The sequence below is a fragment of the Microbispora sp. NPDC004025 genome (genome assembly GCF_053604425.1).
On the sequence record NZ_JBSGHN010000011.1, the window covers coordinates 117,117 to 142,735 of the forward strand.

Below are 25,619 nucleotides of genomic sequence, written 5' to 3' on the forward strand. Positions count from 1 at the left end.
CTCCGGGCCCCGCCCGAGGTCGGAGACCTGCGGATCCACAAGTCGGCTCCGATGGACGGAGGAGCTCGCGACGCACGAATCTCATGCGGCACCGCCACCTGCCGCCCCGATTCACTCAGGATGCGGCAGGTTCATCGACGCGAGCCTGGCCGGGTCGGCCACGACCGTGATGCCGGCTATCCGGCCGTCGACGACGGCGAACGCGACGACCGAGAGGGGGGTGCCGTCCTCACGCCAGGACACGATCCCGGGAAGGCCGTTGACGAGCACCTCGCGCGCTCCTATGGCTGCACCGGCGCCCAGCCTCGCGCCGGCGGCGACCTTGGTGGCGCCGAGGGTGACGACCACACCGCCGGGAGTGTCGGCGGTCAGCCTCACCTCGGGGTCGAGTACGCGCAGCAGGCCCTCGAAGTCGCCGCGGCGGGCCGCCGCCAGGAATGCCCGGACCACCTCACGCTGCTCCCGGCCGGCGACCGCCGGCCGTTCGGTCGCCCGTACCTTCCTGCGGGCGCGGCTGGCGAGCATCTTGGTGGCGTCGGCGGATTTGCCGAGGATCCGGCCGATCTCGTCGAACGGCACCGCGAACAGGTCGTGCAGCACGAACGCCAGCCGCTCGCTCGGCCCGAGCGACTCCAGGACGACGAGGAGCGCGAGCCCGACCGAATCGGCCTGCGCCACGTCGTCCTCCGGCGCCGGGCCGTCGTCGAGCGTCACGACGAGCTCGGCCAGCTGCTCGTCGTAGGACGCCTTGGGATGGGTCTGGCGCGCTCGAAGGACGTCGAGGCTGATCCGGCCGACCACGGTCGTCAGCCAGCCGGCGAGGTTGTCGATCGTCGCGGTGTCCTGGCGGGAGAGCCGCAGCCAGGCCTCCTGGACCGCGTCCTCGGCGTCGGCGTGCGACCCGAGCATGCGGTAGGCGACCGCGCGTAGCCGTTCGCGCTGGGCTTCGAACGTCGTTGCCACGAGGTCCGCCGGGCTGGTGTCGGCCATGTCGTTACCTTTCTCGGTCCTGCTCCGTCATGGGGGATGACGGGCCCGGTCGGGCACAGGTAACCGATGAAGGAGCAAGACCCATGGAAGCACGCATGAAAAGCCGGGCGAACGCCGACATGATGACGGCGGTCCAGCACCTCTACAAGGCGATTCACACCGGTGGCGTCGACCCGCTCGTGCTCGATCTGGTTCACCTTAGGGTCAGTCAGATCAACGGCTGCAGCCCGTGCGTCTTCGCCGGGGTGGCGTCGGCCAAGAAGCACGGCGAGACCGACGAGCGGCTGCACAACGTGGTCACCTGGCGCGAGACGCCCTTTTACACCGAGGCGGAGCGGGCCGCGCTCGCGCTGGCCGAGGCCGCCACCCGGATCCAGGACGGGGCGCCGGGCGTGACCGACGAGATCTGGGACGCCGCCGCGGCCCACTTCGACGAGAAGCAGTTGTCCGCGCTCAACCTGGAGATCGCGCTGACCAACTTCTTCAACCGGATCAACCGTACGATCCGGGAACAGGCCGGCAAGACCTGGTGAGTTGATCGGGGCGTCATCCCTCCGGAAGCCGTGCCTCCCGAAGCAGGGCATGACGCCCCGCCGAGGGGACGTGGAAAGCGCGAGCCCCTGTACGCCGGTGAGGGAACGTCCTTGCCCGACGCTCACTCGCCCTCGGGGGCGAGGCCGGGCCTCCGCCACGGTCCTCGCTGCCTTTCGCTCCGCTCCCCCAACCCATTGATCGCGTGGGCGCGTGTCAGGAGGTGAAGGCGTGCGGTGCACCCGATTTGCTCGGAATCCAGCGCGGCGTGTCGGCCGCCTGGTCGCTGATCGCCGTCAGCACCGCCTGGCGGTACATGCCGAGCCGGTTGCGCCATTCGGCGATGTCCTGGACGTACCGGCCGGCGACCGGGGCGTCCCACACGTCTCTGCTCCGCGCCATCTCGTACGGCTTGTCCAGGGACTTCGTGAGCTGGTCCATCAGCGGGACCACCTGCAGCCACAGGTCCACGAGCTTCTGGTATTCCGGGTTGAACACCCACCCCGTCGGCTGCCCGCCGGGCGCGAGCAGGTCCGTGCTCGACGGCGCCGGCGGGGTCTCACCCGGCTGCAGCGGAGTGGGCGCCGGCGGGTCGACAAAGCTCACGATCGCGCCTCCTGTGCGAAACCGGCGAGAACACCGGCGTTGGTCGTCACATGCTCTGCGGCGGGGATCCCGGTGGGAGGCCCACCGGTACTCCTCGGCCGGTCACCCCGCACCGCGCCCCGCCCGGGCGGTGTCGCTCGTGCCCGCACGCTCACCTCTCCGGATCCGGCGTACGGATCTCGACAACCTCGACGCGCCTGTCGGGCTGGACCTTTCTGTCCACCCAGTCGTCCTTGCCCCACTCCGCTTCCGGAGCGGAGATGTCCGGCGTGTCCACCGGCCCGACGTCCCGATGGTGATCCAGGCGCATGCGCCGTATGGCCTCGTCGCCGGAGTGGCGGACGGGGTGATCGACCTCTCCGGGCTGCACATGTCCGGGCTGCACATGTCCGGGCTGTGCGGCAGCGGGCGATCGGGGATCGGGCGCCCGGCCCGTGTCCGGCATTGCCGCCGCGCCGCCGGCCGCCGCGTCATGCAAGCCCACGCCATGCGCGCTCGGGCCATGTGTACTCGGGCCATGTGTCCCCGGCCCATGTGTCCCGGTGCCATGCGTCCCCGGCCCATGCACCGCGCCATGAGTGCCCGTGCCATGAGTGCCCGTGCCATGAGTGCCCGTGCCATGAGTGCCCGTGCCATGAGTGCCCGTGCCATGAGTGCCCGGGGCATTGGTTTCGGTGCCATGCGTGCCCGGTCCATGCACCACGCCTTGAGTGCCCGTGCCCTCGCGGATGACCCCTGTCGTGCCCGTGGCGGCATCGTTGTCGCACGCTCGCCCGCTCGCACCGGCTGCGCCGTCGGCCCTGTCGCCCGCACCGGTCGTCGCGGTGTGGCCCGTCGTGCCATCGCCGCCGGCGCCCGTCGCGGGCGCGGCTTCCACCGTTCCGGCCGCCTGACCGTGCCCGGCCGCCGTACCCGCCTCGTGCAGGGTGCCGGTCGCCGTACCGGTCGCGCCCGCCGCCTGCCCGATCCCCGCACCGGAGCTGTCCACCGCAGGCAAGGCGCCGGTCGCCGTACCCGTTCCGCCTGGTGCCACAGGCGCCCCGTCCGCCGCGCCGGCAGCACCGGTCGTTCCCGCCGGAGGCGCGGCCCCCGTGGCCGCGGCGGCCGTGCCCGCCGGGTTAGCGGTGACCGTGGAGGTTGCGGCCGTAGCCGCCTGCCCCGAACCACTCGCACCGGCAGTGTCCACCGGATGGCCCACACCGGCCGTGCCCGCCGGGTGAGTGGTGCCCGTGGAGGTGGCGGCCGTAGCCGCCTGCCCCGAACCACTCGCACCGGCGGTGTCCACCGACGAAGGCACGGCCCCGGTGGCCGCAGGGGTGGTTTCGGTCGTTGCCGCCGGCTGCGCGGGATTGGTCGCCGTACCGCTCACCGCTGTGTCACCCGTGTACGCATGACCACCGGCGCTCGCGGTCACCGTGCTGTGGGCGGCTGAAGTGCCCTGCGCGGCGTTCGGGTCGCCCGGGGCGTACGGCGGCTCACCCGACAGGTTGTCGGCGGGTGTGCCGACATAGGCGCCCATGGGGTCTCCCGGCGCGAGACCCGGTTGCGGAGGCTGCTTCGCCGCGGGGTTGGTCGGCTCTGCGGGCGGCACCAGCCCGGGCGGCCCATCCGGGTGGGCGCCGCCCGCGCTCGCCGTCTGTGCGTCCACGCTCGGGACATCCATCGGCTGGACTTCCCGCATGTGCTCGTTCAGCCACTGGATGTACTCGGCGCTGGGCTGGTTCATCGGCGTGCTGACGACCTTGACACCGTCGACGACGGCCACATGCCGGCCGGCGGGGTCGATGTCGTCCGGGTGATCCTTGCCGGGGGTGTCGTAGAACTGAGAGTCGCCGCCGCCTGTGGAGGGCTGCTCCCCGGCCGCCTTGGAACCGGCCGGCGCACCCTGCCCCGAACTCTGGTCCTGCCCCTGGGCCACCGGTTGATGCTGGCCACCGGACTGGTTCTGACCGGCGGCGCCCTGGCCGTCGCCGACCGGCTGCGTCTGACCCACGCCTTGGGCCGCGTCGGAGCCGGTTCCCACGCCCTGACCGGTGCCGATGGGCTGCGTCTGGGCCGTGCCCTGATGCTGGCCCGCGCCCTGACCGGTGCCGACGGGCTGGTTCTGGCTCGCGGCCGTACCCTCGCCGATCGGCTGACCCGGGCCGGTGGGCTGCTGCACCTGGCGGATGCCCGCGCCCTGGGACGTGTCGGAGCCGGTTCCCGCGCGTGCCGCCGTGCCACCGTCGTCGGCGTGGGCGGGGCTGTGCGTCGAGGCGGGCATCTGGGCGAGGGAGCCCTCGACCGTGTGGCGGGGCTTGTCCGCGAGTTCCCCCTCGGCCACGCCGTGGCCTCCGCCGTCGCCGTCCGCGCGGGTGGCACCGTCCGTGGCGCTGTGCGCCCGATGGGAGGTCTCGCCCTTCCCGGCCGCGCCGGAATCGCCCGAAGCACTCCCGGACGACGACGCGCGGGGAGCGTCCTGCTTTTCGTGGGTCGCCTTCCCCTCGGACTTGGCCTCGGGCTTCGTGTCCGCCTTGCCGTCGGCCTTGTGGTCGTCCGTCTTCGCGTCGGCCTTGTGATCGGCCTTGTGATCGGGCTTGTGATCGGGCTTGTGGTCCGCCTTGTGATCGGGCTTGGCGTCGCTCTTGTCGCCCTGCGCGCCGGGCTTCGGCGCCGGATCGTCCGCGGGCGCGGTGGTGTCCCTCTCCTCCGTGAAAGAGGCGTTGGCCGTGGGCGCCTTGCCCGCGCTCTGCTGTTTCTCCTTCTTCTCCAGCAGCACCACGCGGTTCGTGACGTCCTTGACCATGGCCGAGCACGCGTCGGCGACCTGTGACGGCCGGTGGGTCACATGCACGGAGACGCCGGCCGTACGCGTCAACTGACTCACCCGGGCCTCGATGCCGTCCATCTGCCGCGCGGCGTGCTGAACCCCCGCCAGCAACTCACGGACGAGCTTCGGATCCATCCCGTCGAGCTTGGCCATGGGCGCGCCTCCACAGAGATATCGGCGCACTTCACGGTAGCCGGGGCGGCATCAGTAAAGAAGCCCGATAGCCAGACGGCATCGATCGCCCTGGTCAGGGCCGTGGCGTTGTCTCAAAACATGAGACGTACGCCCGGATCCCGGTCATTCCTCGGTCGCGAGGTACCCGACGAGGTTGCGGATCTTGTCCACCGGGATCGCGCCCTTGCGCAGCACCCGGGGCACCGCGGTGGTCAGGTCCACGATCGTGGACGGCACGGTGTCCTCGCAGGGGCCGCCGTCGAGGTACACGTCCACCGAGTCCCCCAGCTGCTCTTCGGCCTCGGCGACCGTGGTGGCCGCCGGATTGCCGGCCCGGTTGGCGCTGGAGACCGCCATCGGGCCCGTCTCCTTGAGGAGATCCAGCGCGACCGGGTGCAGCGGCATGCGGACGGCGACCGTTCCCTTCGCGTCGCCGAGGTCCCACGACAGCGACCGGTTGGCCCTCAGGATGAGCGTGAGCGGCCCGGGCCAGAACGTGTCCACCAGGTCCTGCCCGTACGTCCCGAGGCTCTCCACGAGCGCGTTGGCGGCGCGTACGGTGCCCACGAGGACCGGCACGGGTATGTCCCTGCCCCGGCCCTTCGCCTCCAGCAACGCGTTGACGGCGGAAGGGGTGAAGGCGTCGGCGCCGACACCGTAGACGGTGTCGGTGGGCAGCACCACGAGCTCGCCCCGCCGTACCGTCGCGGTCGCCTCCGCCAGTCCGGTCATCCGCTCGATCTGGTCGGCACAGTCAAACCGTCGGCTCACGAAGTCATCCTTCCACGTGTTCCGCCCGAGTCCGCCGCCGCGTGGCCGCTCGCCGGGCCGTTCGGGTCAGTCCTGGGTCAGCCGCGCCGTGACGAACCGGTCCCGGCCGGTCAGGTCCTGGCGCAACCGAACGTCGCGCCAGCCGTTCTCCTCGGAGAAGAGCCAGTAGACGGCGTTGCCCTGCAGGTCGGCGTGCTCGACCACGGCGAACCCGCCCGGCCGCAGCAGCCGCCGCGCCGTGCGCTCGACGGCCCGCACCTCGTCCAGCCCGTCCTCGCCCGACCCGTACAGGGCGCGGGAGGGATCGTAGTCGCGCACCTCGGGGTCGCGCGGGATCGCTCCAGGCGGGATGTACGGCGGATTGGAGATGACCAGGTCCACCTGGCCGTTCAGCTCGGGCAGGCAGTCGGCCAGGTCCTCGGGATGCAGGGTGGTGCGGCCCTGGCCGTGTTCGAGGATGTTGCGCTTGGCCCAGCCGTACGCCACGGGGTCGATCTCGACGGCGTGCACCTGCGCCAGCGCGACCTCCTGGGCGATCGACAGCGCGATGGCCCCGGAACCGGTGCCGAGGTCGACCACGACGGGGGAGGCGACGTCCATCTCGCGGAGCCGATCGATCGCCCAGCCTGCCACCACCTCGGTCTCCGGCCTGGGCACGAACACACCGGGGCCCACTTCGAGGGAGAGGTAGCGGAAGTAGGCCCGTCCGGTGATGTGCTGCAAGGGCTCGCGCGCCTCGCGCCGGGCGACGCCCTCCCAGAACCGCGCGTCGAAGTCGGCGTCCTTGACCGTGTGCAGCATGCCGCGCGTGACGCCGTGCACGAAGGCCGCGATCTCCTCGGCGTCCGTTCGCGGTGACGGCACTCCCGCCTCGGCGAGCCGGGCGGTGGCGAGGGCGATTTCGTCGAGCAGGAAGGTCATTGTCTCTTACAGCACGGTTGTCGCGGCGTGGCCTGGGGATCGTCGGTCGTGTGCGGGCGGGCAGCCGGGACCGCCCACGCTCGTCTGCGGACCCACGTCCATCACCGCTTCTCCCATCGTCCCCACATCAGGCTCGCGATCGGCTCACGAATGAGCGGCCAGCTTCTCCGCGAGTTCGGCGTCGAGCAAAGCCTGTATCACCGCGTCGAGATCGCCGTCCAGGACTTGATCCAGGTTGTAGGCCTTGAAGCCCACGCGGTGATCCGAAATGCGGTTCTCCGGGAAGTTGTAGGTGCGGATCCGCTCGGAGCGGTCGACCGTGCGCACCTGCGACTTGCGCTCGGCCATCGCGGCCGCCTCGGCCTCCTCCTGCGCCATCGCGAGCAGCCGGGCACGCAGGATGCGCAGCGCCGACTCCTTGTTCTGGAGCTGGCTCTTCTCGTTCTGGCAGGAGACGACGACGCCGGTCGGCAGGTGGGTGATCCGCACCGCCGAGTCGGTGGTGTTGACGCTCTGGCCACCGGGGCCGCTGGAGCGGAACACGTCGATACGCAGGTCGTTGGGGTCGATCTGGACGTCGACCTCCTCGGCCTCGGGATAGACGAGCACGCCGGCGGCCGAGGTGTGGATGCGGCCCTGCGACTCGGTCACCGGCACCCGCTGCACGCGGTGCACGCCGCCCTCGAACTTGAGCCGCGACCAGACGCCCTCCCTGCCCTTGATGGCGACGGTGACGTCCTTGTAGCCGCCCAGGTCGGAGTGCTGCGCGTCGATGATCTCCGTCTTGTAGCCGATCCGCTCGGCGTATCTGAGGTACATCCGCAGGAGGTCTCCGGCGAACAGAGCGGACTCCTGGCCGCCCTCGCCCGCCTTGATCTCCATGATGACGTCCTTGTCGTCGTTCGGGTCGCGCGGGACCAGCAGACGGGTGAGCTTCTCCTCCAGCACCGGGATGCGGCCCTCCAGCTCGGCCGCCTCCTCCGCGAACGCCGGGTCCTCCGCCGCGAGTTCGCGCGCGGCCGCGAGGTCCTGCCGTACGCCTTCGAGCTCCCGGTACGTCCCGACGATCGGCGTGAGCACGGCGTAACGCTTGCCGTACGTCCGCGCCTTGCCCTGGTCGGCGTGCACGGCGGGGTCGGCGAGCCGCAGTTCCAGATCCGCGTACTCGCTCATGATCTCGTCGAGGTTCACCGCACGCTCCTTTGCTCAAGCTCCTCGTAAGGCCGTAATCACCAAGAACGCCGACCCGGAGACGCCCCGAGAAGGGGCACCCCCGAGCCGGCGTCCTGGAGGAGCTACTTGCTCTGGGCCTTCTTGCCGAAGCGCTTCTCGAAGCGCGCAACCCGGCCACCGGTGTCGAGGATCTTCTGCTTGCCCGTGTAGAAGGGGTGGCAGGCGGAGCAGACGTCGGCGTGGATGACGCCGTTCGTCGCGGTGCTACGCGTGGTGAAGGTGTTCCCACAGGTGCAGGTCACCTGGGTGACCACGTACTCCGGGTGGATGTCGGGCTTCATGTCTCAGTCCTAACGCTAGGCGCGGTCGCCGGGTCGCTCCGTCTGTCTACGGACTCGCGCATCGGCACACCGTGATGCGCGGCGCGGGAACCGGTACCGCTGCGGTTCGGCTACCAGTGTGCCAGATCCTCCAACCATCCCAGGCCATGGGCTATTCCCCCGGCGACAGCACGCTGGTCGCGCATGTCAGGGGCGCCGCGAACGCGTCGGCACGCCCGGAACGGTGCGCGCTCGCACAGAACCCGCCGGGCGTTCCGCGGGGAACGGGACGAGCTCGCCGCGTAGGGAGATGACCCGCACCGCGTGCAGAGGCGCGCCCGTGGCCGGGAACGCCGGCGCCCCGGACGGCGTGGCCGTCCGGGGCGCCGGTCGAGCAGGCGTCAGTCGCGGTCGTTGCTGACCGTGGTCTTCTGCACCTGGAGCAGGAACTCGGCGTTGGACTTGGTCTCCTTCATCTTCTCGAGAAGGAGCTCCAGCGCCTGCTGCATGTCGAGAGCGTGCAGGACCCGGCGGAGCTTCCAGACGATGGACAGCTCCTCCTTCGCCATGAGGATCTCCTCCTTGCGGGTGCCGGACGCGTCCACGTCCACCGCCGGGAAGATGCGCTTGTCCGCGAGCGACCGGTTGAGCTTGAGCTCCATGTTGCCGGTGCCCTTGAACTCCTCGAAGATGACCTCGTCCATCTTGGAGCCGGTCTCGACGAGAGCCGTGGCGAGGATCGTCAGCGAGCCGCCGTTCTCGATGTTGCGGGCGGCGCCGAAGAACCGCTTCGGCGGGTAGAGCGCGGTCGAGTCGACACCACCGGACAGGATGCGGCCGCTCGCGGGCGCCGCGAGGTTGTAGGCGCGCCCGAGACGGGTGATCGAGTCGAGCAGGACGACGACGTCGTGGCCCAGCTCCACCAGCCGCTTGGCCCGCTCGATGGCGAGCTCGGCGACGGTGGTGTGGTCCTCGGCCGGACGGTCGAAGGTCGAGTGGATGACCTCGCCCTTGACCGACCGCTGCATGTCGGTGACCTCTTCCGGACGCTCGTCCACGAGGACGACCATCAGGTGGCACTCGGGGTTGTTGCGCGTGATCGCGTTGGCGATCGCCTGGAGCACCATGGTCTTGCCGGCCTTGGGCGGCGACACGATCAGGCCGCGCTGGCCCTTGCCGATCGGCGAGACGAGGTCGATGATCCGCGTGGTCAGGACGTTCGGCTCGGTCTCCAGGCGCAGGCGCTCCTGCGGGTAGAGCGGCGTGAGCTTGTTGAAGTCGGGCCGCTGGCGGGCCTGCTCCGGGTCCATCCCGTTGACGGTGTCGAGGCGGACGAGGGCGTTGAACTTCTCGCGCCGCTCGCCGTCCCTCGGCTGCCGGACGGCGCCGGTGATGACGTCGCCCTTGCGCAGGCCGTTGCGGCGGATCTGGGCGAGGGAGACGTACACGTCGTTCGAGCCCGGCAGGTAGCCGCTGGTCCGCACGAAGGCGTAGTTGTCGAGGATGTCCAGGATGCCGGCGATCGGGATCAGGACGTCGTCCTCGCTGATCACCGGCTCGTTGCCCTCGAAGCGGTCACGCCCGCGGCGGCCGCGCTCGCGGAAGCGGCCACGGCGCCCGCGGCTGTCGTCGCCCTGCTGGTCGCCCTTGCCGTCGGCGCGGTTGTCCGTACGGCTGTCGCCGCGCCCCTCGGAGCGGTCACGGCCGTCACGACCGTCACGACCGTCGCGTCCGTCGGTGCGGTTGTCGCCGCGGCTCTGCTGGTCACGACGGCCCTGGCCGCCGTCCCCCGCGTCGGCGGCGCGCTGGTCGCCACGCTGGTCGCCGCGCTGGTCACCGCGGCCGTCGCGCTCGCGACCCCGCTCGCCCCGCGTACGGCGCTCGCGGCGGTCGCCGCGTTCCGGACGCTCGGCGCGGGTCTCGGACGGCGCGGCCTCAGCCTGCGGCTCGGCAACGGCGGCGACGCCGTTCTGCACGGCCTCGGCGGTCACGGCGGGCGCGGCCTCGACCACGGGACGCTCCTCGCGGGCCGCGACGGCCGGCTCGGCAGCGGACGTGGCGGCGGGCCCGGCAGCGGGCGCGGCCTCGGGTGCGGGCGCCGCGGCGGCGCGGGAACGTTCCCTGCGGCCACGGGCGGGGCGCTCGGCGACTGCGGGCGCTTCGGCGGCGGCCTTCGGCTCGGCCGCGGTCGCGGCCTCTCCCGGTCCGCCCTGCTTCTCCTGGATGGCCGCGATGAGCTGGCTCTTGCGCATCCGTCCGGTCCCCGTGATGCCGAGGCTGGTCGCCAGGGCCTGAAGCTCGGGGAGCACCATGCCAGCCAGGCCGGTGCCGGAGCGACGTCGCGGACGGGCCGGGGCGGAAGTGGGGGTGTCGCCGGCGGCCTGGCCGTCGGAGAGGAGTTCGGTGGTGTCGCTCAACTAAGGGTCCTTCCCAGGGGTCGGGCGCCAGAATCGTGCGTCCAGGCGTCCCGGTGATGCGACCCGGCGGGACAGACCGGGTCGGGCTTCGCGAATCTCATGTGTCGATGACTCTCGGGATTCGCGAGCGGTAGGTGCCCGGGGACGATCCCCCGGATTGCCGCCACCGACCAGATGTCTTGGTGGTTCGAACGCGCATGTCTCCGAGAACGCCACCCCCGGCCATGCCACCCGAAGGTGTGCCGACTGGAGGAAACGGTTTCGGGGAAATCGCCCTGCCCGCGTCGAAGGACGCGGGGCGAAGTGCAGCGATGTGCGAATGACAAGCACGCACCCAACACGGGGGCACCTGGTGCGGCTATCAGCCTAACATCACCAGCGCGCACAGCTATTCCCTGAAGGTCGAAGAAACATCAGCGTGTCTCGGGAAACCGAACGAACGCACCAAGCGGGTCGACGTTCATTGGCTGGATGTGCCAGTCATTACCCACTTCTGGCGCGATCAAATCCTTGGTGTCCCGTGTCGTCAACGCGAGAACCGTCGGACCGGCCCCCGAGACGACGGCGGGCACCCCGGCCTCGCGGAGCCGTCGCACCACTTCGGCGGTGCGCGGCATCGCGGGTGCGCGGTACCTCTGGTGCAGGCGGTCTTCGGTGGCGGCGAGCAGGAGATCCGGTTCCGGTCTCCGCGTCAGCGCCGCGACGAGCAGAGCCGCCCGCCCCGCGTTGGCCGCCGCGTCCGAATGCGGTACTTCCTTCGGCAGCAGCCCCCGAGCCTCCTCCGTGGACAACCGGAAATCCGGGATCAACACCACCGGCCGGACGTCCTCGTGCGGAGTCAGTTTCACCATACTCGCCACCCCCGACTGGTCCGTCCAGGCGATGGTGAGTCCGCCCGCCAGGCATGGCGCCACGTTGTCGGGATGCCCCTCCAGCTCGGTGGCCAGCGCGAACACCTCGGTGTCCGGCAGGTCGCCCGCGCCCCGCCCGCGTGCGAGGGCACGCGCGGCGAGGATGCCGGCGCAGATCGCGGCCGACGACGAGCCGAGCCCCCGCGCGTGCGGAATGCGGTTGCGGCAGCGCAGCGCGATGCCGTCCGGCTGGCTGAACCCCATGCGGTCGAACGTGGCGCGCATGGTCCTGACGACGAGGTGGCCCTCGCCCTCGTCCAGCTCACCGGCGCCCTGGCCCTCTACGGAGATTCGCACACCGGGCGATTCGGCTATCTCGGCCTCGACCTCGTCGTACAGGTCGAGCGCGAGGCCGAGGCTGTCGAAACCGGGGCCGAGGTTGGCGCTCGTCGCCGGCACGCGGACGACGACGCCCTGACTGTCCGTCAATTCGTCACCTGAAGCCTTGAATGGGCGGGAATAAGAGTGCCGGTCAGGCGAGTCCCAGCGCGGCCGCGGCGGCGTAGGCGTCGATCGGGATCGTCACGGGCGCGGGGGCGCCGGAGATGGCCCAGTCGGGGTCCTTCAGGCCGTTGCCGGTCACGGTGCACACGATCCGCTGCCCCTGCGCGAGCAGGCCCTGCTCGTGCGTCTGGAGCAGACCGGCGACGCTCGCGGCGGAGGCGAGCTCGACGAACACGCCTTCCTCCTGCGCGAGCAGCTTGTACGCCGCGGCGATCTGGCGGTCGGTCACGGCCTGGATGTCCCCGCCGGACTCGTCGCGCGCGGCCTCGGCGAGCCGCCACGAGGCGGGGTTGCCGATCCTGATCGCCGTGGCGATCGTCTGCGGGTGGGTCACGGGGCTGCCCCCGACCAGCGGCGCCGCGCCGCTCGCCTGGAACCCCAGCATTCGGGGCCGCTTGGTGGCCACGCCGTCGGCGGCGTACTCCTTGTAGCCCATCCAGTACGCCGAGATGTTGCCGGCGTTGCCGACCGGGATGCAGTGGACGTCGGGCGCGTCGCCGAGCGCGTCGACGATCTCGAAGGCCGCCGTCTTCTGACCCTGCAGGCGGTGCGGGTTGACGGAGTTGACCAGCGCGATCGGGTAGGTCTCCGCGAGCTTCCTGGTCATCTCCAGGCAGTCGTCGAACGAGCCCTCGACCTGGAGCAGCTTGGCGCCGTGGACCAGCGCCTGGGCGAGCTTGCCCATCGCGATCTTCCCGCGCGGCACGAGGACGGCGCAGGTCAGCCCGGCACGCACGGCGTAGGCGGCGGCCGAGGCGCTGGTGTTGCCGGTGGACGCGCAGATGACCGCCTGGGCACCCTCCTCGACGGCCTTGCTGATCGCCAGGGTCATGCCGCGGTCCTTGAAGCTACCGGTCGGGTTGAGGCCCTCGACCTTGAGGTAGACGTCACAGCCCGTGATCTGGGACACCCGCCTGGCGGGGACGAGCGGCGTGCCGCCCTCGAGCAGGGTCACCACGGGCGTCGTCGTGGAGACCGGAAGACGGTCGCGGTACTCCTCGATCAGGCCACGCCAAGCCCTGAACATTGGTCGCTCCTCCCACGCGCGCACACGCGTGTCACCAGGGGTATCGGTCACCGAGTCTACGGCCAACCGTCTGACGCGCGGACGCCGTCGTCCACCAAATGGACATATTGGGCGTCACCTTAGGGAACAGCCGCCCGGTTTCGCTAGGGTGGAGCCGCCTCTTGACCATCGCTGAGAAGGACGAGGATTGGCCCACCTGACGGGCGTGGAGCCCCGGCCGAGGATCCGCCACAACGACTACTCTCCGCTCACGCCGCCGCCCATCGGCGGCTGGACGCCCACGCTCCGCGCGAGTGTCGTCATCCCCGCCCACGGCGGGCAGCACCGCCTCGACCTGACGCTGGCCGCGCTGGCCGCGCAGACCTATCCCGCGCACCTCACCGAGGTGATCGTGGTGGACGACCGCAGCGATCCGCCTCTGCGCCTGCCGGACCTGCGCCCCGAGAACACGCGGATCATCGCTGCTCCGGACGGCGGGTGGGGCGCCGGGCACGCCATGAACGCCGGGATCGCCGTCGCCGAGGGCGAGATCGTCCAGCGGCTCGACGCCGACATGGTGATCTCGCGCGAGCATCTGGAGGCGCTGTTCCGCTGGCAGCACCTCACCGACTACGTCGTCACGATCGGCGGCAAGAAGTTCGCCGAGGAGCGCCCGCTCACCCCCGGGCAGGTACACGACGCCGTACGGCAGGGCTCGCCGGAGGATCTGTTCGGCCCGTCGGAGCTGGTGTCCAGCTCGACCGAGGAGACCATCCGGCGTCTCGACGGCCTGCGGGCCAGCAAGAACCCCTACCAGGTGTGCACCGGGCCGACGGTCTCCCTGCGTCGGGCCCTGCTCGACGAGGTCCGCGGCTTCGACACCGATGTGGTGCGCGGCCAGGACACCGAGTTCGCCTACCGGCTCGCCCAGGCGGGGGCGGTGTTCGTCCCCGACGCCGAGGCCCGCGCCGTGCACCTCGGCCTGCCCGCGCAGCGCGGCGAGCACGGCAGGTCGATCGTCCGGCTCGTCGAGACCCACCTGGCGCACCGGGTCCCGCTCCGCCGCGACCTGCGCAAGGAGCCCGGCAGGCGCTGGCTCGTGCCGTACGTCGAGGTGGTCTTCGAGGTGACGGGGGCGGACGAGCGGCGCATCGTCGCGGCGGTCGACGCGGTGCTGCGCGGCACGCTCACCGACGTCGCGGTGACGCTGGCCGGCCCGTGGTCGCTGCTCGACGGGGGACGCAGGTGGGCGCCGGGCACCGAGGCGTTCGACCTCGCCCTGGTGCGGGCCGCGTTCGGGCACGACGCGCGGGTGCGGTTCGCGGAGCGGGCGGCGCCGACCGCCGCGCCGGTCCCCTTCCGCTACACGGCGCCCGTCGATGCCCCTCCCGCCCCGGCGCTGCTGGAGCGTGCGGTCAAGGCGATGCTGGAGGAGCGGATCGGCCTGCTGGTCGTGGAACTGCCCGAGGGAGGCACGGCCACCCTGGAGCGGACCGAGGCCGCCGCGCGGGCCCGGCGCCTCGCCGGGCCGGGCGAGGACCCGGCGGATGTGATCGCTCAGACCCACGGCGTACGGCACGCGGCGGCGGGCGAGTTCGACAAGAGCCCCGCACCCGCGGCGAAACCGGCCACCGGGAAAGTGGCCGCCGCGACGCAGCCAGCTGCGCGGCCGGCCGCCGAGAAGCCGGCCACCGCGCACGCCCCACAGCCGCAGCCGGAGGCGTCGCCGCGCCGCCGCGGCCTGTTCCGCCGCTCCTGACCGGACAGAACTAACCGGCCGGAGAGGACTGGCCGGAGAGGACTGGCGGGAAAGGACGGTCAGGACTTCTTGAATGTGAAGGGCCGGGTGAGGCCCCGCGCGATGCCGCGCAGGCCCTGGGCGTGACGCAGCGCCGAGACCTGTCCGCGCAGCGTCGAGACCTGCCGTCGCAGGGTGCCGATCTCCCGGCGGAACTCGACGGCGGACTTGCGCCACTTCGCCGCCTCGTCCCGCCATTTCGTCACCTGGCCGCGCAGCCGCTCGACCTCCTTGGTCAGCCGCTCGACCTCGGCCTGCGCCTCCACCCGCTTGCGGTAGGCGGTGCGGGGGTTCATGTACGCGGGGGCCTCCGCCGCGGCGCGGAAGCCGTGGGTCTCGCCGTCGGCCCAGTAGGTGCCGAACATCTCGTCCACGGCGTCGTCGGCGTCCTCGCCCTCGGCGGCGACGAGGGCGGCGCGGGCATACGCCTCGGTACGCTCCAGCCGCGCGGCGGTGACGCCTTCGGAGCCCTCGGCCAGGAGCACGCTCACCAGCCCGAGCTCCCGCTCGCGCGCCATCGCGAGCAGCCCGCCGATGCTGTCCTCCCCCGGCACCCAGCCGGGCGGCAGACGCAGGCGGTAGGGCGAGAGGGTGTCGGGCGCCGCCATGGCGAGCCGTACCCGGCCCTCGTGCGTGTAGTGGGCGCGCAGCAGCACGAGGTCGAGGCTCGGGTCCTTGAGCGGCGCGCGCTGCTCGGGCGCGAGCTCGTCCCACGGACCGGTCAGCACGACGGCGAGGTCGGTCACCGTGCCGGCCAGCGCGCCGTCCACCGTCGCCCTGACGTCGTCGTACGATCCCGCCGTGGCGTCCACGAGGACCTCCACCTGCGGAACCTTCCACTGACGGGCGGGGTGGGTGCGCAGCCACCGATACCCGGGGACGCGGTCGGTCACCAGGGCGTGGCTGACGCGGTTGACGGGCGCGCTGTCGCGCATGCGCATGGACGGGCCGAGGTGATACGCCCTGGCCTCCGGGTCGGGGATGAAGACGGCGCCCGCCTGCGCGAGCCGGTAGCCCATCTCGGTGTCCTGGCCGAGGATCATCTCGGGGTCCATCGGCCCGGCCCGCTCGAACAGCCGCGCGGAGACCGACGACGCGCCGCCGATGTGGATGCTGAACGGCCGGGGCGAGCGGGTCAGCCCCTGCGACCGCTCCACCAGGTCCTCGATCCACGCGTGCGGCTCCGCGGGCTCGAAGAGCTTCGCCAGGTCGTCGGTGCCCGCGACGTCCGCGGGATCGGGCAGCGGGGCGGTGGTGAAGCGCAGGTAGGAGGTGACCGACAGGTAGGGCGCGAGGTGGTGCCAGCGCATGTGCGCCTCCACCTCCTCAGGCTCGGGGACGACGTCGGAGTCCATCCAGTGGATGACGTCGCCCGTCGCGGCGGCCAGCCCGGTGTTGCGCGCCCTGGCCCGGCCGGGGGTCTCGCAGATCAGCAGCCGCGTGTGGCGGGGCCGGATCTCCGGGAGGCGCAGCCTCGGCTCGCTGCCGTTGTCGACCACGATCACTTCGAGCAGGTCCGCCGGGTACGTCTGCCTGGACAGCCCGGCGAGCGTGAGGTCGAGCTTGGCCTGGTTGGCGTACGCGGGGACGACCACGCTGGCGCGCAGGCGGGGCGTCCACGGCGATCCGAGGGCGGGCGGCTGGAGGACGGTGTAGTCGTTTCCCCTGATGCGTGGCGTCATGGTGCTTCCAGAATCACACTCGGGCGAAAGCCGCGCCATTGGTTCGCCGCGACTCGCAGGAAGTGGGCAAGGGGAAGGTTCCAGGTGTGGTCGGCGCTGACGGACCGCCGCAGCACGTAGCCCAGACCGTGGGTGCGGTAGACGCGGCCGCCGGCCGCCTCGACCGCGCGCAGGAGGTGCGCGTCCTCCCCGCGGCTCACCGGCCCGAAGCCGCCGACCTCCTCGAAGAGCTCGCGGCCGAGCAGGATCGTGCCGCCGGCAACGTGGTCGGCCCACGTCTCGCTGCCGTAGTCGACGCGGCGGATCGTCGCGTGAAGGGGCTGGAGGTAGAAGAACTCCGGCGCGGTCCCGACCAGCTCCGCCCCTGAGTAGGCCATGGCCAGCAGCAGGTCGGCGAGGTGCTCGGGGCCGTACCAGTCGTCGTCGTCCCACTTGGCGACGATGCCGGTGGACGCCCGCGCCGCCGCGCGGTTGAGCACGGTCCCGAGCGGCGCGTCCGGCTCGGCCTCGATCACCGTGATGGGACGGGGGAACTCCTCGACGGCCTGCCGTACCCGCTCGGCGGGAAAGCCGTGCAGCGCGACGACGACCTCGAGATCCACCCCGCGCTGGCGGGCGAGTTGCCGCAGCGCGTCGCCGACGTAGTGAGGCCGCCTCGTGGCCATGACGACGGTCACCGGGGCGAGGTTCGTGCCGACGCCCGCGGCCCGCAGCGCGTGCCTGCGCAGGAGCACGCTGTGCTCCTCCCGGCGCAGGTCGGCCACCGACTCGGGCCTGCCGTCGTCGGCCTCGGGAGTCCAGGCGGCGACCAGGCGGGCGAGCACGGGGTCGGCCTCACGCGCCCACCTGGGCGGGTCTTCGCAGGTGAGCGGCACCCCCGCGGCGGCCAGGCGGGCGACCGGGCCGAACGCCTCGGCGGCGGGCTCGGCCGGCCACCGCACCCGCAGCCCGCGCAACGACCGGAGAGGGGCGACGTCGGCGGCCTCGAGCGGGACGGCCAGCGGCCGGCCCTCGATCGTCCACCGGCCGTCGCTCCAGGACAGCGTGGCGGTCTCCTCGGTGGGACGGCGCGTGAAGCCGTACGGCGAGCACATGTCCGTCGTCACCGTCACGGTGTTCCTCCCGCGCGTCCGTTTACTGGTTGTGAACTTCTATCAGCCGAACCTTGTGGATTCCTGTGACCGCCGCGGTCAACCTGACGACTCGCTGCGACCCGGCGCGCCGGTGAGGATCACATCTCGTCGGGGACGGGCCAGACACGCCCGCCGACGACGTCGCCCAGCGTCTTCACGTCGATCGTCTTGGCCTTCCGCTGCTTTGCCACCCAGTCGACGAAGGCGGCGAACTCCTTGGGCGCCGTCGCGTACCTGTCCCGGCGGTCGTCCTTGATCTCGTGGAACACGAAGACCACCAGCCCGCGGCCGCCCTGCCGCTGGGCGCGGGTGACGAACTCCCGCAGCGTGCGGGCCGTACGCGGCAGGCCGGTCTGGCTCGTGGCGCGCACGTCGCCGGGGTCCGCGGGCGGGATCTTCTCCGTGACGGGGCAGGAACGGCAACTGTCGGGCCGGTACAGGCCGTTGATGCCGCGCGCGGTCGTGTAGCCGCAGCGCATCGCCAGCAGCTTCGTGGCGTCGTCGAAGTCGCCGAACGGGTAGGCGAACGACCGCACGTCGAAGCCCAGCTTCAGCAGCGCCCGCCTGTCGTCGCAGATCTCCGCCTGCTGCACGGCCTCGAACTGCTCCGACAGGTGCGGATGGTCGAGCGTGTGGCCGCCGATCTCGTGGCCCTCGCGGGCGATGCTCCGCAACGCGGCGACGCTCAGGTAACCGCGGCTGCCGAGCCGCCCGCTGTTGACGTAGAAGGTGCCCTTGAGACCGCGCTTGCTCAGCGTCCTGGCGGCGGCGAGGTGATCGGCCGTGCCGTCGTCGAAGGTGAGGACCACGGTCGGCACCCCGGCCGCCCGCGCGGTCTCCACTTGTGGGGCCGCCGCGTGCGCGGAGACGGTCTCGCGGGCCGTCGCGGCGGCCGGATGCTGGAGCCCCGCGACCGACGCCGCGGCGACGAGACAGGCCGGTACGAGTCTCTTCACCGTAAGTCGCATAGACGGAAACTTTACTTGCAGTCGGCACAGACTTTGCCGCTACCCGTTGCCGCGCGGGCGCTCGAACAGCGCGACCGTCAGGCCCGGCAGCTCCGCGGAGTGCCATGCCGTCGCGAGGCGGTATCCGGCCGCGCGGACGGCGGCCACCCGGGGGATCTTCTTGCCCGTCAGGCCGGACTGCTTGGTCCCCCGCCAGACCACCCAGACGCGGCGGCGCCCGGCGAGGGCCTCGGCGAGGTCGCCGCGCTCGGCGTACTCGAAGGCCGGGCCCTGCCCCTTGAGCAGCACGTCGTCGGGCAGGCCCGCGCGGCCGTAGTAGACGAAACCGGTGCGCAGCCGGCTCTGGCCGTACACGATGGCGTCGCCGGGGCGTTCCCGCGCCCGGATCACGCCGACCGCGCCGGGGAAGTCGTCGTAGTGGCCGTTGCGCTGCCGGTAGTCGGCCTGCGCGGGAAGTCCCAGCAGCGCCACGGCCAGGACGACGGGCACGGCGACCAGCGCCGCGGGAAGGGCGGCCAGGCGGACGGAGGCCAGGGCCACCGCTCCCGCCAGCGCCAGGGCGGGTGCCGCGACGAACACGTAACGGTCCACGTAGGCCGGGGTCACCAGCGCGTCGATCGCGAGCAGCAGCACCGGCGGGAGGACCATCCAGCCGGCGGCGAGCACTCCCCAGGGGACCGACCTCCGCAGCAGGATCACCACCCCCACGACGGCGAGCGCGAACAGCGTGGGCCCGGCGAGGTCGGAGCCCGCCGCGTGCTTGGGGAACTTCAGCAGCACGTCGGGCCCGTGCGGCTGGATCCAGCTGATCGCGTGGCGCTCACCCCAGCCCACCAGGGCGAGGACCACGACGGGGACGCACCCCACGGCCGTCGCCGGGACGATCCTGGTCAGGAACGTACGCCGGGGCAGGACGAGCAGTGCGGCGAGGAACTGGGCCGGGAGCACCAGGACGGAGAACAGGTGCGTGCAGCCGAGCAGCGCCACCGACACCGCGTACCAGCGGACCCTGGATCCCGTGGGCGCCTCGGCCACGCGGTGCAACGCCCAGGCGGAGACGACGGCCGCCGCCGCCGCGAACGCGTACGGCCGGGCGTTCGCGCCGTGGTAGGACACCGACGGCAGGACGGCGAACAGCACCGCGGCCAGCACTCCGGCGCGCGGCCCGGCCAGCCTGCGGCCGAGGTCGGCCAGGAAGCCGGCCGCCACGCCGGCCGCCAGGGCCGAGGGCAGGCGCAGCCACCACTCGGCCTCCCCGAAGAACGACCACACGTGGACGAGCAGGTAGTAGGGCAGGAAATGGCCGTCGATCTGCTGCACGAGCTCCCACAGGCCGCTCAGCGGCCGGGCCACCGCGGCGCTGTAGGTGGCCACCTCGTCGCCCGACAGCGACGCCGTGGTGCCGGAGATGGCGACGCAGGCGGTCAGCAGCCCCGCGAGCAACGGCGTCCACCTGGGCCAGTCCCTCGCGCGCGCCCCCGCGCTCCGGCCGGATGTCCGAACCGCCTCGCCGGTAACCACACTTTCCCCCACAGACGCGAACACTTCGGTGACTTTAGGCACGTCGCGCACGATCGACGCGCGGATGATCGCGGACGTTACCGGATCGAGCTCCTCGGCTCCGCCGGAGCCCGCGGACGCGTGCGCCGGTGCGCCTCACCGTACGCAGCCCCGCCGAGGATCGCGAGCCGGGCCTTCCTCCCTCCTGTTTGCATTGTTATAGTGCTATGCAAACAGTTGGAGGTGGCCCGTGTACTCCCCCCCTCAGTACGACACCGGGCGTCCCGGCCGGCCGCGCCGCCTGGTCCTGACCCTCGCGCCACCCGTTCTCGCCTTCCTCGGTCTCCTGCTGCTCTACGCCGTCTTCCGGGATCGGCTGCCCGACCGGGCCTACGTTCCCGGCCAGGAGCCGCGATGGGCGTCCGACTGGGGTGGGTGGCTGCGATCGGCCGCCTTCACCGTAGGGATCTTCGAAGTGGTCTTCCTCGCGGCGTTCACGCACTATTGGCGCTGGCCCGGGCTGCAGCGCTGGACCGCCACGACCTCATCCGCCGTGGGCGTTTCGATGGCGACGGGGAACTGTGTCGCGGTGGTCACTCTGATCGACTCCGCGGGGCCCGTAGCCCTGCCGGCGTGGGAGGTTCCGGCCGAAATCATCCTCACCCTTCTCGGAGGCGCCGCGGGGTGGTGGTTGTCGGGTCCCCTGCCGCCCGCGCCCGGGGCGTACACCGCACCGCCCCCGGGAGTGCCCCTGCTGTCGCTCGCGCCGGCCCAGCGGGCCGTCTACGCCGTGTCCGCCTGGCATCCGCGCTCGCTCCTGCAGGGGGCGGCGATGCTCGCCGTCGCCTGGTTCGGGTTCTTCAACTTCGCACGCTCCTGGCAAGGGGCGACGCTGCTCGGGCTGATGGGGCTCACCGCGGTCCTGTCCGCGCGCACCCGGCTCCGCATCGACGGCACCGGCGTCCAGGTCAGCCTGCCCGGGCTCGGCGGCCTGAGCCGGGCCGTGCCGTACGACACGGTGCTCTTCGCCTCGGTGCGGCCGGAGGCGTCCGGCAGGGGGCTCGGCATGATCGGCGGCAGCAGGGGATGGGGATACGTCAGCGGGCGTGGTCCCGTGCTGGCCCTGCGGCTCACCGACGGCCGGGAGTTCCTGTACTCGACCCGGGACGCGGAGGCGGCCGCGGCGCTGGTGAACGGGGCGCTCACCCGGGCACGGGGAGCCGCCGGATGCTGATCGTCGTCGACCCGTCCTCCCCCCAGCCCCTGGCCGACCAGGTGGCGGCCTCGGTGCGCGCGGCGGTCGCCAGGGGCGCGGCGGTCCCCGGCGACAAGCTGCCCTCGGCGCGCGCCGTCGCCGCCGCGCTCGGCATCAACCTGCACACCGTGCTCCGCGGCTACCAGCAGCTTCGCGACGAGGGCCTGGTGGAACTGCGCCGGGGCCGTACGGCGACGATCACCGACCTCGCCGCCGAGGGCGGTCTCCTGCACCTGCGCGAGGCGGCCGAGGAGTTCGCGGCCGTGGTCCGCCGGCTCGGGGCCTCCGAGGCGGAGGCTCTGGACGCGGTCCGCAAGGCCATGGCGGAGCGCTGACCCGCCGCGTCCGCCACCGTGAGCAGGGCACGGCGTGGCGGGTCAGGCCGCTTCGCCGTCCAGGGGGCGGCGGCGGAAGCGGCGCAGGTTCACGACCAGGAGCACCATGGCGGCGATCGCCGCGGCGGCGCAGGCGACGAGGACCGGCACGCTGGGGTCGTTCCGCGCCGCCGCCCGTTCTCCGGCCGCCGGGAAGGTGATCGTCCCGGTGGCCGTACGACTGACGCGGCCGCTGCGCAGGGTGAGCCGGAACCGCCAGGGCCCGGCCGGCAGGTCGTCGCCCAGCAGCACGGTCACCTGACCATGGCCGCCGGGAGGCAGGGTGACCGCGCGGGTGCTCCGGAAGGGACCGGCGCTCAGCGCGCTCGGCCCCTCCGACAGGCGCACCTCGCTCTCCAGGTCGACGGCCCGCTCCCCCGTGTTGCCGACCTCGGCCACCAGCCGCGGCCGCCCGTCGCCGGTGCGACCGGCGGTCACTTCGCCGATCCGGAAGCTCGTCGGCGGTTCGCCGCCCGGGCCCACGTCCAGGTAAGCGCGGACGCCCACCCGGTTGACGAGCGCCACATTGCCCGCCGGGCCGGGCGAGGCCGAGGAGATCTCCGCCCAGATGACGGCGTACCGCTCGCCCTTTACCGCCGTGGCCGGCACCGCGACGGTGGCCGTCACCGGGACGCGGCCGCGCGGCGGCAGGTCCACGGCCGTCCGGTCGAGCGTGATCCAGGAGGTCAGCTCGTTGGCGGCGCGCGCGGGGGCGAAGGTGAACCCCGCGTCGCCCACCCGCGCCGCGGCGGGGTACAGGCTCACGTGCTGCCGTTCCGACGAGGTGCTGAAGACCTCGAGACGCCGGGTGAAGGTGGTGCCGGGGTTCACGTGGTCGACGATGAACGCGTGCGAGCGGGGGTCGTCCAGCCGGTTCTCGGGGATCTCCAGCAGGCGGATGCCGAACCTCTCCTGCCGGCGCGCGTCGCCGTCGGCCGCCGCCGGCGTGACGGCCGCGGCGTGCGACACGATCGCGAGCAGGCCGACGGCGATGATCCTGCGGGCCGAGCGGTCAGGCGACGGAATGGTTCACCGTGCCGGTGTAGACGCCCGCCACCGCCTGGGCGGGCACGTTGACGATGATGGTCGGGTCCCACGTGGCGGAGTTGACGCCGGAGCCGCTCGTCTTGCTGAACGCGGTCCGCGGCACGTCGAGCGCCTGGGCGGCCGCCGCGTTCGCCTGGCCCGGCACGAACGTTCCGGTTCCCGTCGTGGCCGTCGCCGCGCCGGACCAGTAGAGGACCGCGCTGTTGGGGACGGTCTCCGCGGGAGTGCCGCCGCCGGTGACGAAGCCCCCGGCCGCGGCCGACACCGTCGCGACCCACGTCGCGGTGAGCGCCGCGCGCTGGTCGGAGACCGTGACCGGACCCAGCGGTCCGCTGATCTGGCCCCCCGGCACACCGCTGCCGATGTTCACCGGACCGTCGGGCACGGTGATCGTCAGACCGTCGGGGGCGTTGACGGTGAAGGTCACCGTCGTGGGGCAGGTGGTCGACGCCGGGCAAGTGGCCGCGCCGGCGGGCGACGCGGTCGATGTCACCGTCAGCGCGGTCATCAGCGCCAGTCCTGCGATGCCGGCCGACGGCGCGGCGACATTCCTCTTGCACACAGCCGATCTCCTCCGTCGATGCGATGCCTCGGGCCGCGGTCGGTGACATCCTGGCCGGTCCGGGACGTACGACACGGTTGTCCCGCCGGTGTCTGGAGACCCTTTGTGATCACATGACAACCGCGGGAGACGCGCGGCCCGGTCCCCACGATCACGCCTTCTTCCGGCGCGGCGACGGCCTGAAGCCGCGCGGGTGCCCTAGCCTGCCGTGGGTCGTTCACAGGCGAGATCGGCCGCGTGGCGGCGGAACGGCGGCAGGGCGACGAGGAAGGCCACCTATGCGGCAAGTCGGTGCGGGCATGTTCGTGGCGGCGACGGTGGCCGCGACGATCGCTCTGCCGATCGCTCTGCCGATCACTCTGCCCGCCGTGCCCGGCCTCGCGCGCGCGGCGCGGGCCGATACGGGAATGGCCCTGGTCCCCCTGCGGGCCGACCCGCTGACGATCACCGTGCCCGGCTCGGTGAGCCTCGGCAGCGGCTCACGAGGCGGCACGATCAGCGCCTCCATGGGCACGGTGACGGTTTCGGACAGCCGGAGCGGAGTGCCTCCCTGGACGGCGACCGTGTCCGCGACGAACTTCACCACCGGCAGCGGCACGCCTACGCAGACGATCACAACGGCGAATGTCTCCTACTGGTCGGGACCGGTCACCGCCTCGTCCGGCCCGGGCACCCGCAACCCCGGTCAGGCCACCGCGGCCGACCGGGTGGCCCTCACCTCACCGGTGGTCGCCTTCAGCGGGCGCAAGCAGACCCTGCCGATGTCGACGAGCTGGCAGCCCACGTTGGTCATCACCATCCCGTCCAACGCCGCCGCCGGGCTCTACACCGGGACCATCACGCACTCGGTCGCCTGACCGCCATCGATCCGCACAGGAGTTGAGGGTCTCGTGACCCGCCACGGACGCGGCGGATGGGCTGCCGGTCGGGCGGGGCGGCCATAGTGAGGCCCGCCGGGCCGGCGGCAGGGTTTCCGATCCGGCTTCTCATGTCGCTCCTCAGCCGAAGGGATGCCATGCCCCGCCTCTCTCGACACCTCCGCCGCCCGCTCGCGGCGATGGCGCTGGCCCTGGCGACGGCCACGCCCCTGTTCACCGGCCTGCCCGCCGGTGCCGCCGCCAGGCCCGGCGAGCGCCCGAAGCCGACGCCCCCGTGGGTGCGGATCTGCCAGAAGTTGAAGCGGATGCCGGAGCACCGGCACATGCGGTGTCCCGTCCACCGGCCGCGCCCGCTCGCCGGGCCGTCCGTCTCCGGCGGCACCGCCCGGGTCCCCACGGTCTCGGAGATGGACACCCCGACCCACACGTCCGGGCCCGTCGGCATCACCTCGGGCCCCGACGGCGCCCTGTGGTTCACCGAGAACTACGCCGGCAACATCGGCCGCGTCACCACCGGCGGCGACTTCACCGAATACGCCGTGCCGACCGACGACGCCGAGCCCGGGCACATCACCACCGGGCCGGACGGCGCCCTGTGGTTCACCGAGGCGACCGGCGACAAGATCGGGCGGATCACCACGTCCGGTGTCGTGACCGAATACGCGCTGCCCAACGCGGGGTCCTATCCCTGGGGCATCACCGCGGGCCCCGACGGCGCTCTGTGGTTCGTCGAGACGATCGGCAACAGAATCGGCCGGATCACCACCTCGGGAACCATCACGGAATACGCCCTGCCGACCGCCGACGCCTATCCGATGCGGATCACGGCCGGACCCGACGGCAACCTGTGGTTCACCGAGTCGTTCTCCGGGAAGATCGGCCAGATCACCCCGGCCGGTGACATCACCGAGTTCGCCGTCCCCTCCTCGGGAGCGATACCCATAGGGATCACCACCGGCCCGGACGGCAACCTGTGGTACGCCGACGCCAACGGCAAGGTCGGCTCCGTCACCACGGACGGCGACTTCACCGAGTACTCACTGGACGACCCCAACGCCTTCCCGTGGGGCATCACCAGCGGCTCCGACGGCAGGCTGTGGGTCGCCGAGCAACTCGGCAACGCCGCGGCCAGCGTCACCACCTCGGGGATCATCATCGAGTACAACATGCCGACCAGTCTCGCCGGGCCCTTCGACATCACCGGCGGGCCCGACGGCAATGTCTGGCTGACCGAGAACTACGTCGACCAGATCGCGAAGGTCACCCTCTAGTCCAGCCGATGCGGCGGC

The 25,619-nt window shown here is 72.2% G+C and carries 22 protein-coding genes; 6 read left to right on the forward strand and 16 right to left on the reverse strand.

Annotated features, from left to right (window positions below):
• Positions 1 to 111 precede the first annotated feature (111 nt).
• Positions 112 to 990: a sigma-70 family RNA polymerase sigma factor gene (locus tag ACWEQG_RS25590; RefSeq protein ID WP_452288371.1), complete on the reverse strand. Its 879-nt coding sequence runs from the start codon at positions 988 to 990 to the stop codon at positions 112 to 114.
• An 83-nt stretch (positions 991 to 1,073) separates the two neighbouring features.
• Between ACWEQG_RS25590 and ACWEQG_RS25595 the strand changes: the two genes are divergently transcribed.
• Positions 1,074 to 1,523: a carboxymuconolactone decarboxylase family protein gene (locus tag ACWEQG_RS25595; RefSeq protein WP_452288373.1), complete on the forward strand. Its 450-nt coding sequence runs from the start codon at positions 1,074 to 1,076 to the stop codon at positions 1,521 to 1,523.
• 214 nt (positions 1,524 to 1,737) lie between these two features.
• Here ACWEQG_RS25595 and ACWEQG_RS25600 read toward each other — a convergent pair whose 3' ends face one another.
• The 9 genes from ACWEQG_RS25600 to thrC form a co-directional block, all read right to left on the reverse strand.
• Entirely contained in the window at positions 1,738 to 2,127 is a 390-nt protein-coding gene (locus ACWEQG_RS25600) for a hypothetical protein (RefSeq protein WP_363463669.1), read from the reverse strand.
• Between the two features lie 151 nt (positions 2,128 to 2,278).
• Positions 2,279 to 5,089 carry a hypothetical protein gene (locus ACWEQG_RS25605; RefSeq protein WP_452288375.1) on the reverse strand — a complete coding sequence of 937 codons (2,811 nt, stop codon included), beginning with the start codon at positions 5,087 to 5,089 and terminating at the stop codon, positions 2,279 to 2,281.
• 144 nt (positions 5,090 to 5,233) lie between these two features.
• Positions 5,234 to 5,881: an L-threonylcarbamoyladenylate synthase gene (locus ACWEQG_RS25610; RefSeq protein WP_363463665.1), complete on the reverse strand. Its 648-nt coding sequence runs from the start codon at positions 5,879 to 5,881 to the stop codon at positions 5,234 to 5,236.
• 66 nt (positions 5,882 to 5,947) lie between these two features.
• Positions 5,948 to 6,802 (reverse strand): peptide chain release factor N(5)-glutamine methyltransferase, encoded by an 855-nt coding sequence (gene prmC, locus ACWEQG_RS25615; RefSeq protein WP_452288377.1) that lies wholly within the window; start codon positions 6,800 to 6,802, stop codon positions 5,948 to 5,950.
• Positions 6,803 to 6,946: 144 nt separating this feature from the next.
• Positions 6,947 to 7,993, reverse strand: a complete 1,047-nt coding sequence (gene prfA, locus ACWEQG_RS25620; protein ID WP_452288379.1) for a peptide chain release factor 1 — start codon at positions 7,991 to 7,993, stop codon at positions 6,947 to 6,949.
• A 104-nt stretch (positions 7,994 to 8,097) separates the two neighbouring features.
• Positions 8,098 to 8,316: a 50S ribosomal protein L31 gene (rpmE, locus tag ACWEQG_RS25625; protein WP_346226152.1), complete on the reverse strand. Its 219-nt coding sequence runs from the start codon at positions 8,314 to 8,316 to the stop codon at positions 8,098 to 8,100.
• Positions 8,317 to 8,696: 380 nt separating this feature from the next.
• Complete coding sequence (gene rho, locus ACWEQG_RS25630) at positions 8,697 to 10,712, reverse strand: transcription termination factor Rho (RefSeq protein ID WP_452288381.1); 2,016 nt, start codon at positions 10,710 to 10,712, stop codon at positions 8,697 to 8,699.
• A gap of 413 nt (positions 10,713 to 11,125) precedes the next feature.
• Positions 11,126 to 12,052 (reverse strand): homoserine kinase, encoded by a 927-nt coding sequence (gene thrB / locus ACWEQG_RS25635; protein ID WP_452288383.1) that lies wholly within the window; start codon positions 12,050 to 12,052, stop codon positions 11,126 to 11,128.
• 43 nt (positions 12,053 to 12,095) lie between these two features.
• Positions 12,096 to 13,154 carry a threonine synthase gene (gene thrC, locus ACWEQG_RS25640; RefSeq protein ID WP_452288385.1) on the reverse strand — a complete coding sequence of 353 codons (1,059 nt, stop codon included), beginning with the start codon at positions 13,152 to 13,154 and terminating at the stop codon, positions 12,096 to 12,098.
• 187 nt (positions 13,155 to 13,341) lie between these two features.
• Between thrC and ACWEQG_RS25645 the strand changes: the two genes are divergently transcribed.
• Positions 13,342 to 14,892, forward strand: a complete 1,551-nt coding sequence (locus ACWEQG_RS25645; RefSeq protein ID WP_452288387.1) for a glycosyltransferase — start codon at positions 13,342 to 13,344, stop codon at positions 14,890 to 14,892.
• Positions 14,893 to 14,951: 59 nt separating this feature from the next.
• Here the strand turns inward: ACWEQG_RS25645 and ACWEQG_RS25650 are convergent, their stop codons facing one another.
• From ACWEQG_RS25650 to ACWEQG_RS25665, 4 genes are all read right to left on the reverse strand, one after another.
• Complete coding sequence (locus ACWEQG_RS25650; protein WP_452288389.1) at positions 14,952 to 16,613, reverse strand: glycosyltransferase; 1,662 nt, start codon at positions 16,611 to 16,613, stop codon at positions 14,952 to 14,954.
• Complete coding sequence (locus tag ACWEQG_RS25655; protein WP_452288391.1) at positions 16,610 to 17,725, reverse strand: glycosyltransferase family 2 protein; 1,116 nt, start codon at positions 17,723 to 17,725, stop codon at positions 16,610 to 16,612. Before ACWEQG_RS25655 ends, ACWEQG_RS25650 begins: the two co-directional genes overlap by 4 nt.
• A gap of 119 nt (positions 17,726 to 17,844) precedes the next feature.
• Positions 17,845 to 18,714 carry a polysaccharide deacetylase family protein gene (locus tag ACWEQG_RS25660; protein WP_452288393.1) on the reverse strand — a complete coding sequence of 290 codons (870 nt, stop codon included), beginning with the start codon at positions 18,712 to 18,714 and terminating at the stop codon, positions 17,845 to 17,847.
• 39 nt (positions 18,715 to 18,753) lie between these two features.
• The gene (locus ACWEQG_RS25665) at positions 18,754 to 20,157 is read right to left on the reverse strand and encodes a glycosyltransferase family 39 protein (RefSeq protein ID WP_452288395.1); all 1,404 of its coding nucleotides are present in this window, start codon (positions 20,155 to 20,157) and stop codon (positions 18,754 to 18,756) included.
• Positions 20,158 to 20,464: 307 nt separating this feature from the next.
• Here ACWEQG_RS25665 and ACWEQG_RS25670 point away from each other — a divergent pair, with 307 nt between their 5' ends.
• Entirely contained in the window at positions 20,465 to 21,448 is a 984-nt protein-coding gene (locus tag ACWEQG_RS25670) for a hypothetical protein (protein WP_452288397.1), read from the forward strand.
• Positions 21,442 to 21,804 carry a GntR family transcriptional regulator gene (locus tag ACWEQG_RS25675; RefSeq protein WP_363463645.1) on the forward strand — a complete coding sequence of 121 codons (363 nt, stop codon included), beginning with the start codon at positions 21,442 to 21,444 and terminating at the stop codon, positions 21,802 to 21,804. The genes ACWEQG_RS25670 and ACWEQG_RS25675 overlap by 7 nt, the downstream gene beginning before the upstream one ends.
• Before the next feature lie 42 nt (positions 21,805 to 21,846).
• Here the strand turns inward: ACWEQG_RS25675 and ACWEQG_RS25680 are convergent, their stop codons facing one another.
• Together ACWEQG_RS25680 and ACWEQG_RS25685 are read right to left on the reverse strand one after the other, a co-directional pair.
• On the reverse strand, positions 21,847 to 22,812 hold the full coding sequence (locus ACWEQG_RS25680) for a hypothetical protein (protein WP_452288399.1): 966 nt from the start codon (positions 22,810 to 22,812) through the stop codon (positions 21,847 to 21,849).
• A gap of 43 nt (positions 22,813 to 22,855) precedes the next feature.
• Positions 22,856 to 23,452, reverse strand: coding sequence for a hypothetical protein (locus ACWEQG_RS25685; RefSeq protein WP_452288401.1), 597 nt, complete (start codon positions 23,450 to 23,452; stop codon positions 22,856 to 22,858).
• Positions 23,453 to 23,730: 278 nt separating this feature from the next.
• Here ACWEQG_RS25685 and ACWEQG_RS25690 point away from each other — a divergent pair, with 278 nt between their 5' ends.
• Entirely contained in the window at positions 23,731 to 24,309 is a 579-nt protein-coding gene (locus ACWEQG_RS25690) for a hypothetical protein (RefSeq protein ID WP_452288403.1), read from the forward strand.
• A 158-nt stretch (positions 24,310 to 24,467) separates the two neighbouring features.
• Positions 24,468 to 25,601 (forward strand): Vgb family protein, encoded by a 1,134-nt coding sequence (locus ACWEQG_RS25695; RefSeq protein ID WP_452288405.1) that lies wholly within the window; start codon positions 24,468 to 24,470, stop codon positions 25,599 to 25,601.
• The last annotated feature ends 18 nt before the right edge of the window (positions 25,602 to 25,619 follow it).

Excerpts from the sequence above, each read along its gene's own strand:
- ACWEQG_RS25590 (WP_452288371.1), bottom strand. The coding sequence starts at position 990 with ATGGCCGACACCAGCCCGGCGGACCTCGTGGCAACGACGTTCGAAGCC.
- prmC (WP_452288377.1), bottom strand. The coding sequence starts at position 6,802 with ATGACCTTCCTGCTCGACGAAATCGCCCTCGCCACCGCCCGGCTCGCC.
- rpmE (WP_346226152.1), bottom strand. The coding sequence starts at position 8,316 with ATGAAGCCCGACATCCACCCGGAGTACGTGGTCACCCAGGTGACCTGC.
- ACWEQG_RS25605 (WP_452288375.1), bottom strand. The coding sequence starts at position 5,089 with ATGGCCAAGCTCGACGGGATGGATCCGAAGCTCGTCCGTGAGTTGCTG.
- ACWEQG_RS25650 (WP_452288389.1), bottom strand. The coding sequence starts at position 16,613 with ATGACGCCACGCATCAGGGGAAACGACTACACCGTCCTCCAGCCGCCC.
- ACWEQG_RS25690 (WP_452288403.1), top strand. The coding sequence starts at position 23,731 with ATGCGGCAAGTCGGTGCGGGCATGTTCGTGGCGGCGACGGTGGCCGCG.
- ACWEQG_RS25595 (WP_452288373.1), top strand. The coding sequence starts at position 1,074 with ATGGAAGCACGCATGAAAAGCCGGGCGAACGCCGACATGATGACGGCG.
- ACWEQG_RS25675 (WP_363463645.1), top strand. The coding sequence starts at position 21,442 with ATGCTGATCGTCGTCGACCCGTCCTCCCCCCAGCCCCTGGCCGACCAG.
- ACWEQG_RS25695 (WP_452288405.1), top strand. The coding sequence starts at position 24,468 with ATGCCCCGCCTCTCTCGACACCTCCGCCGCCCGCTCGCGGCGATGGCG.
- ACWEQG_RS25660 (WP_452288393.1), bottom strand. The coding sequence starts at position 18,714 with ATGCGACTTACGGTGAAGAGACTCGTACCGGCCTGTCTCGTCGCCGCG.
- thrC (WP_452288385.1), bottom strand. The coding sequence starts at position 13,154 with ATGTTCAGGGCTTGGCGTGGCCTGATCGAGGAGTACCGCGACCGTCTT.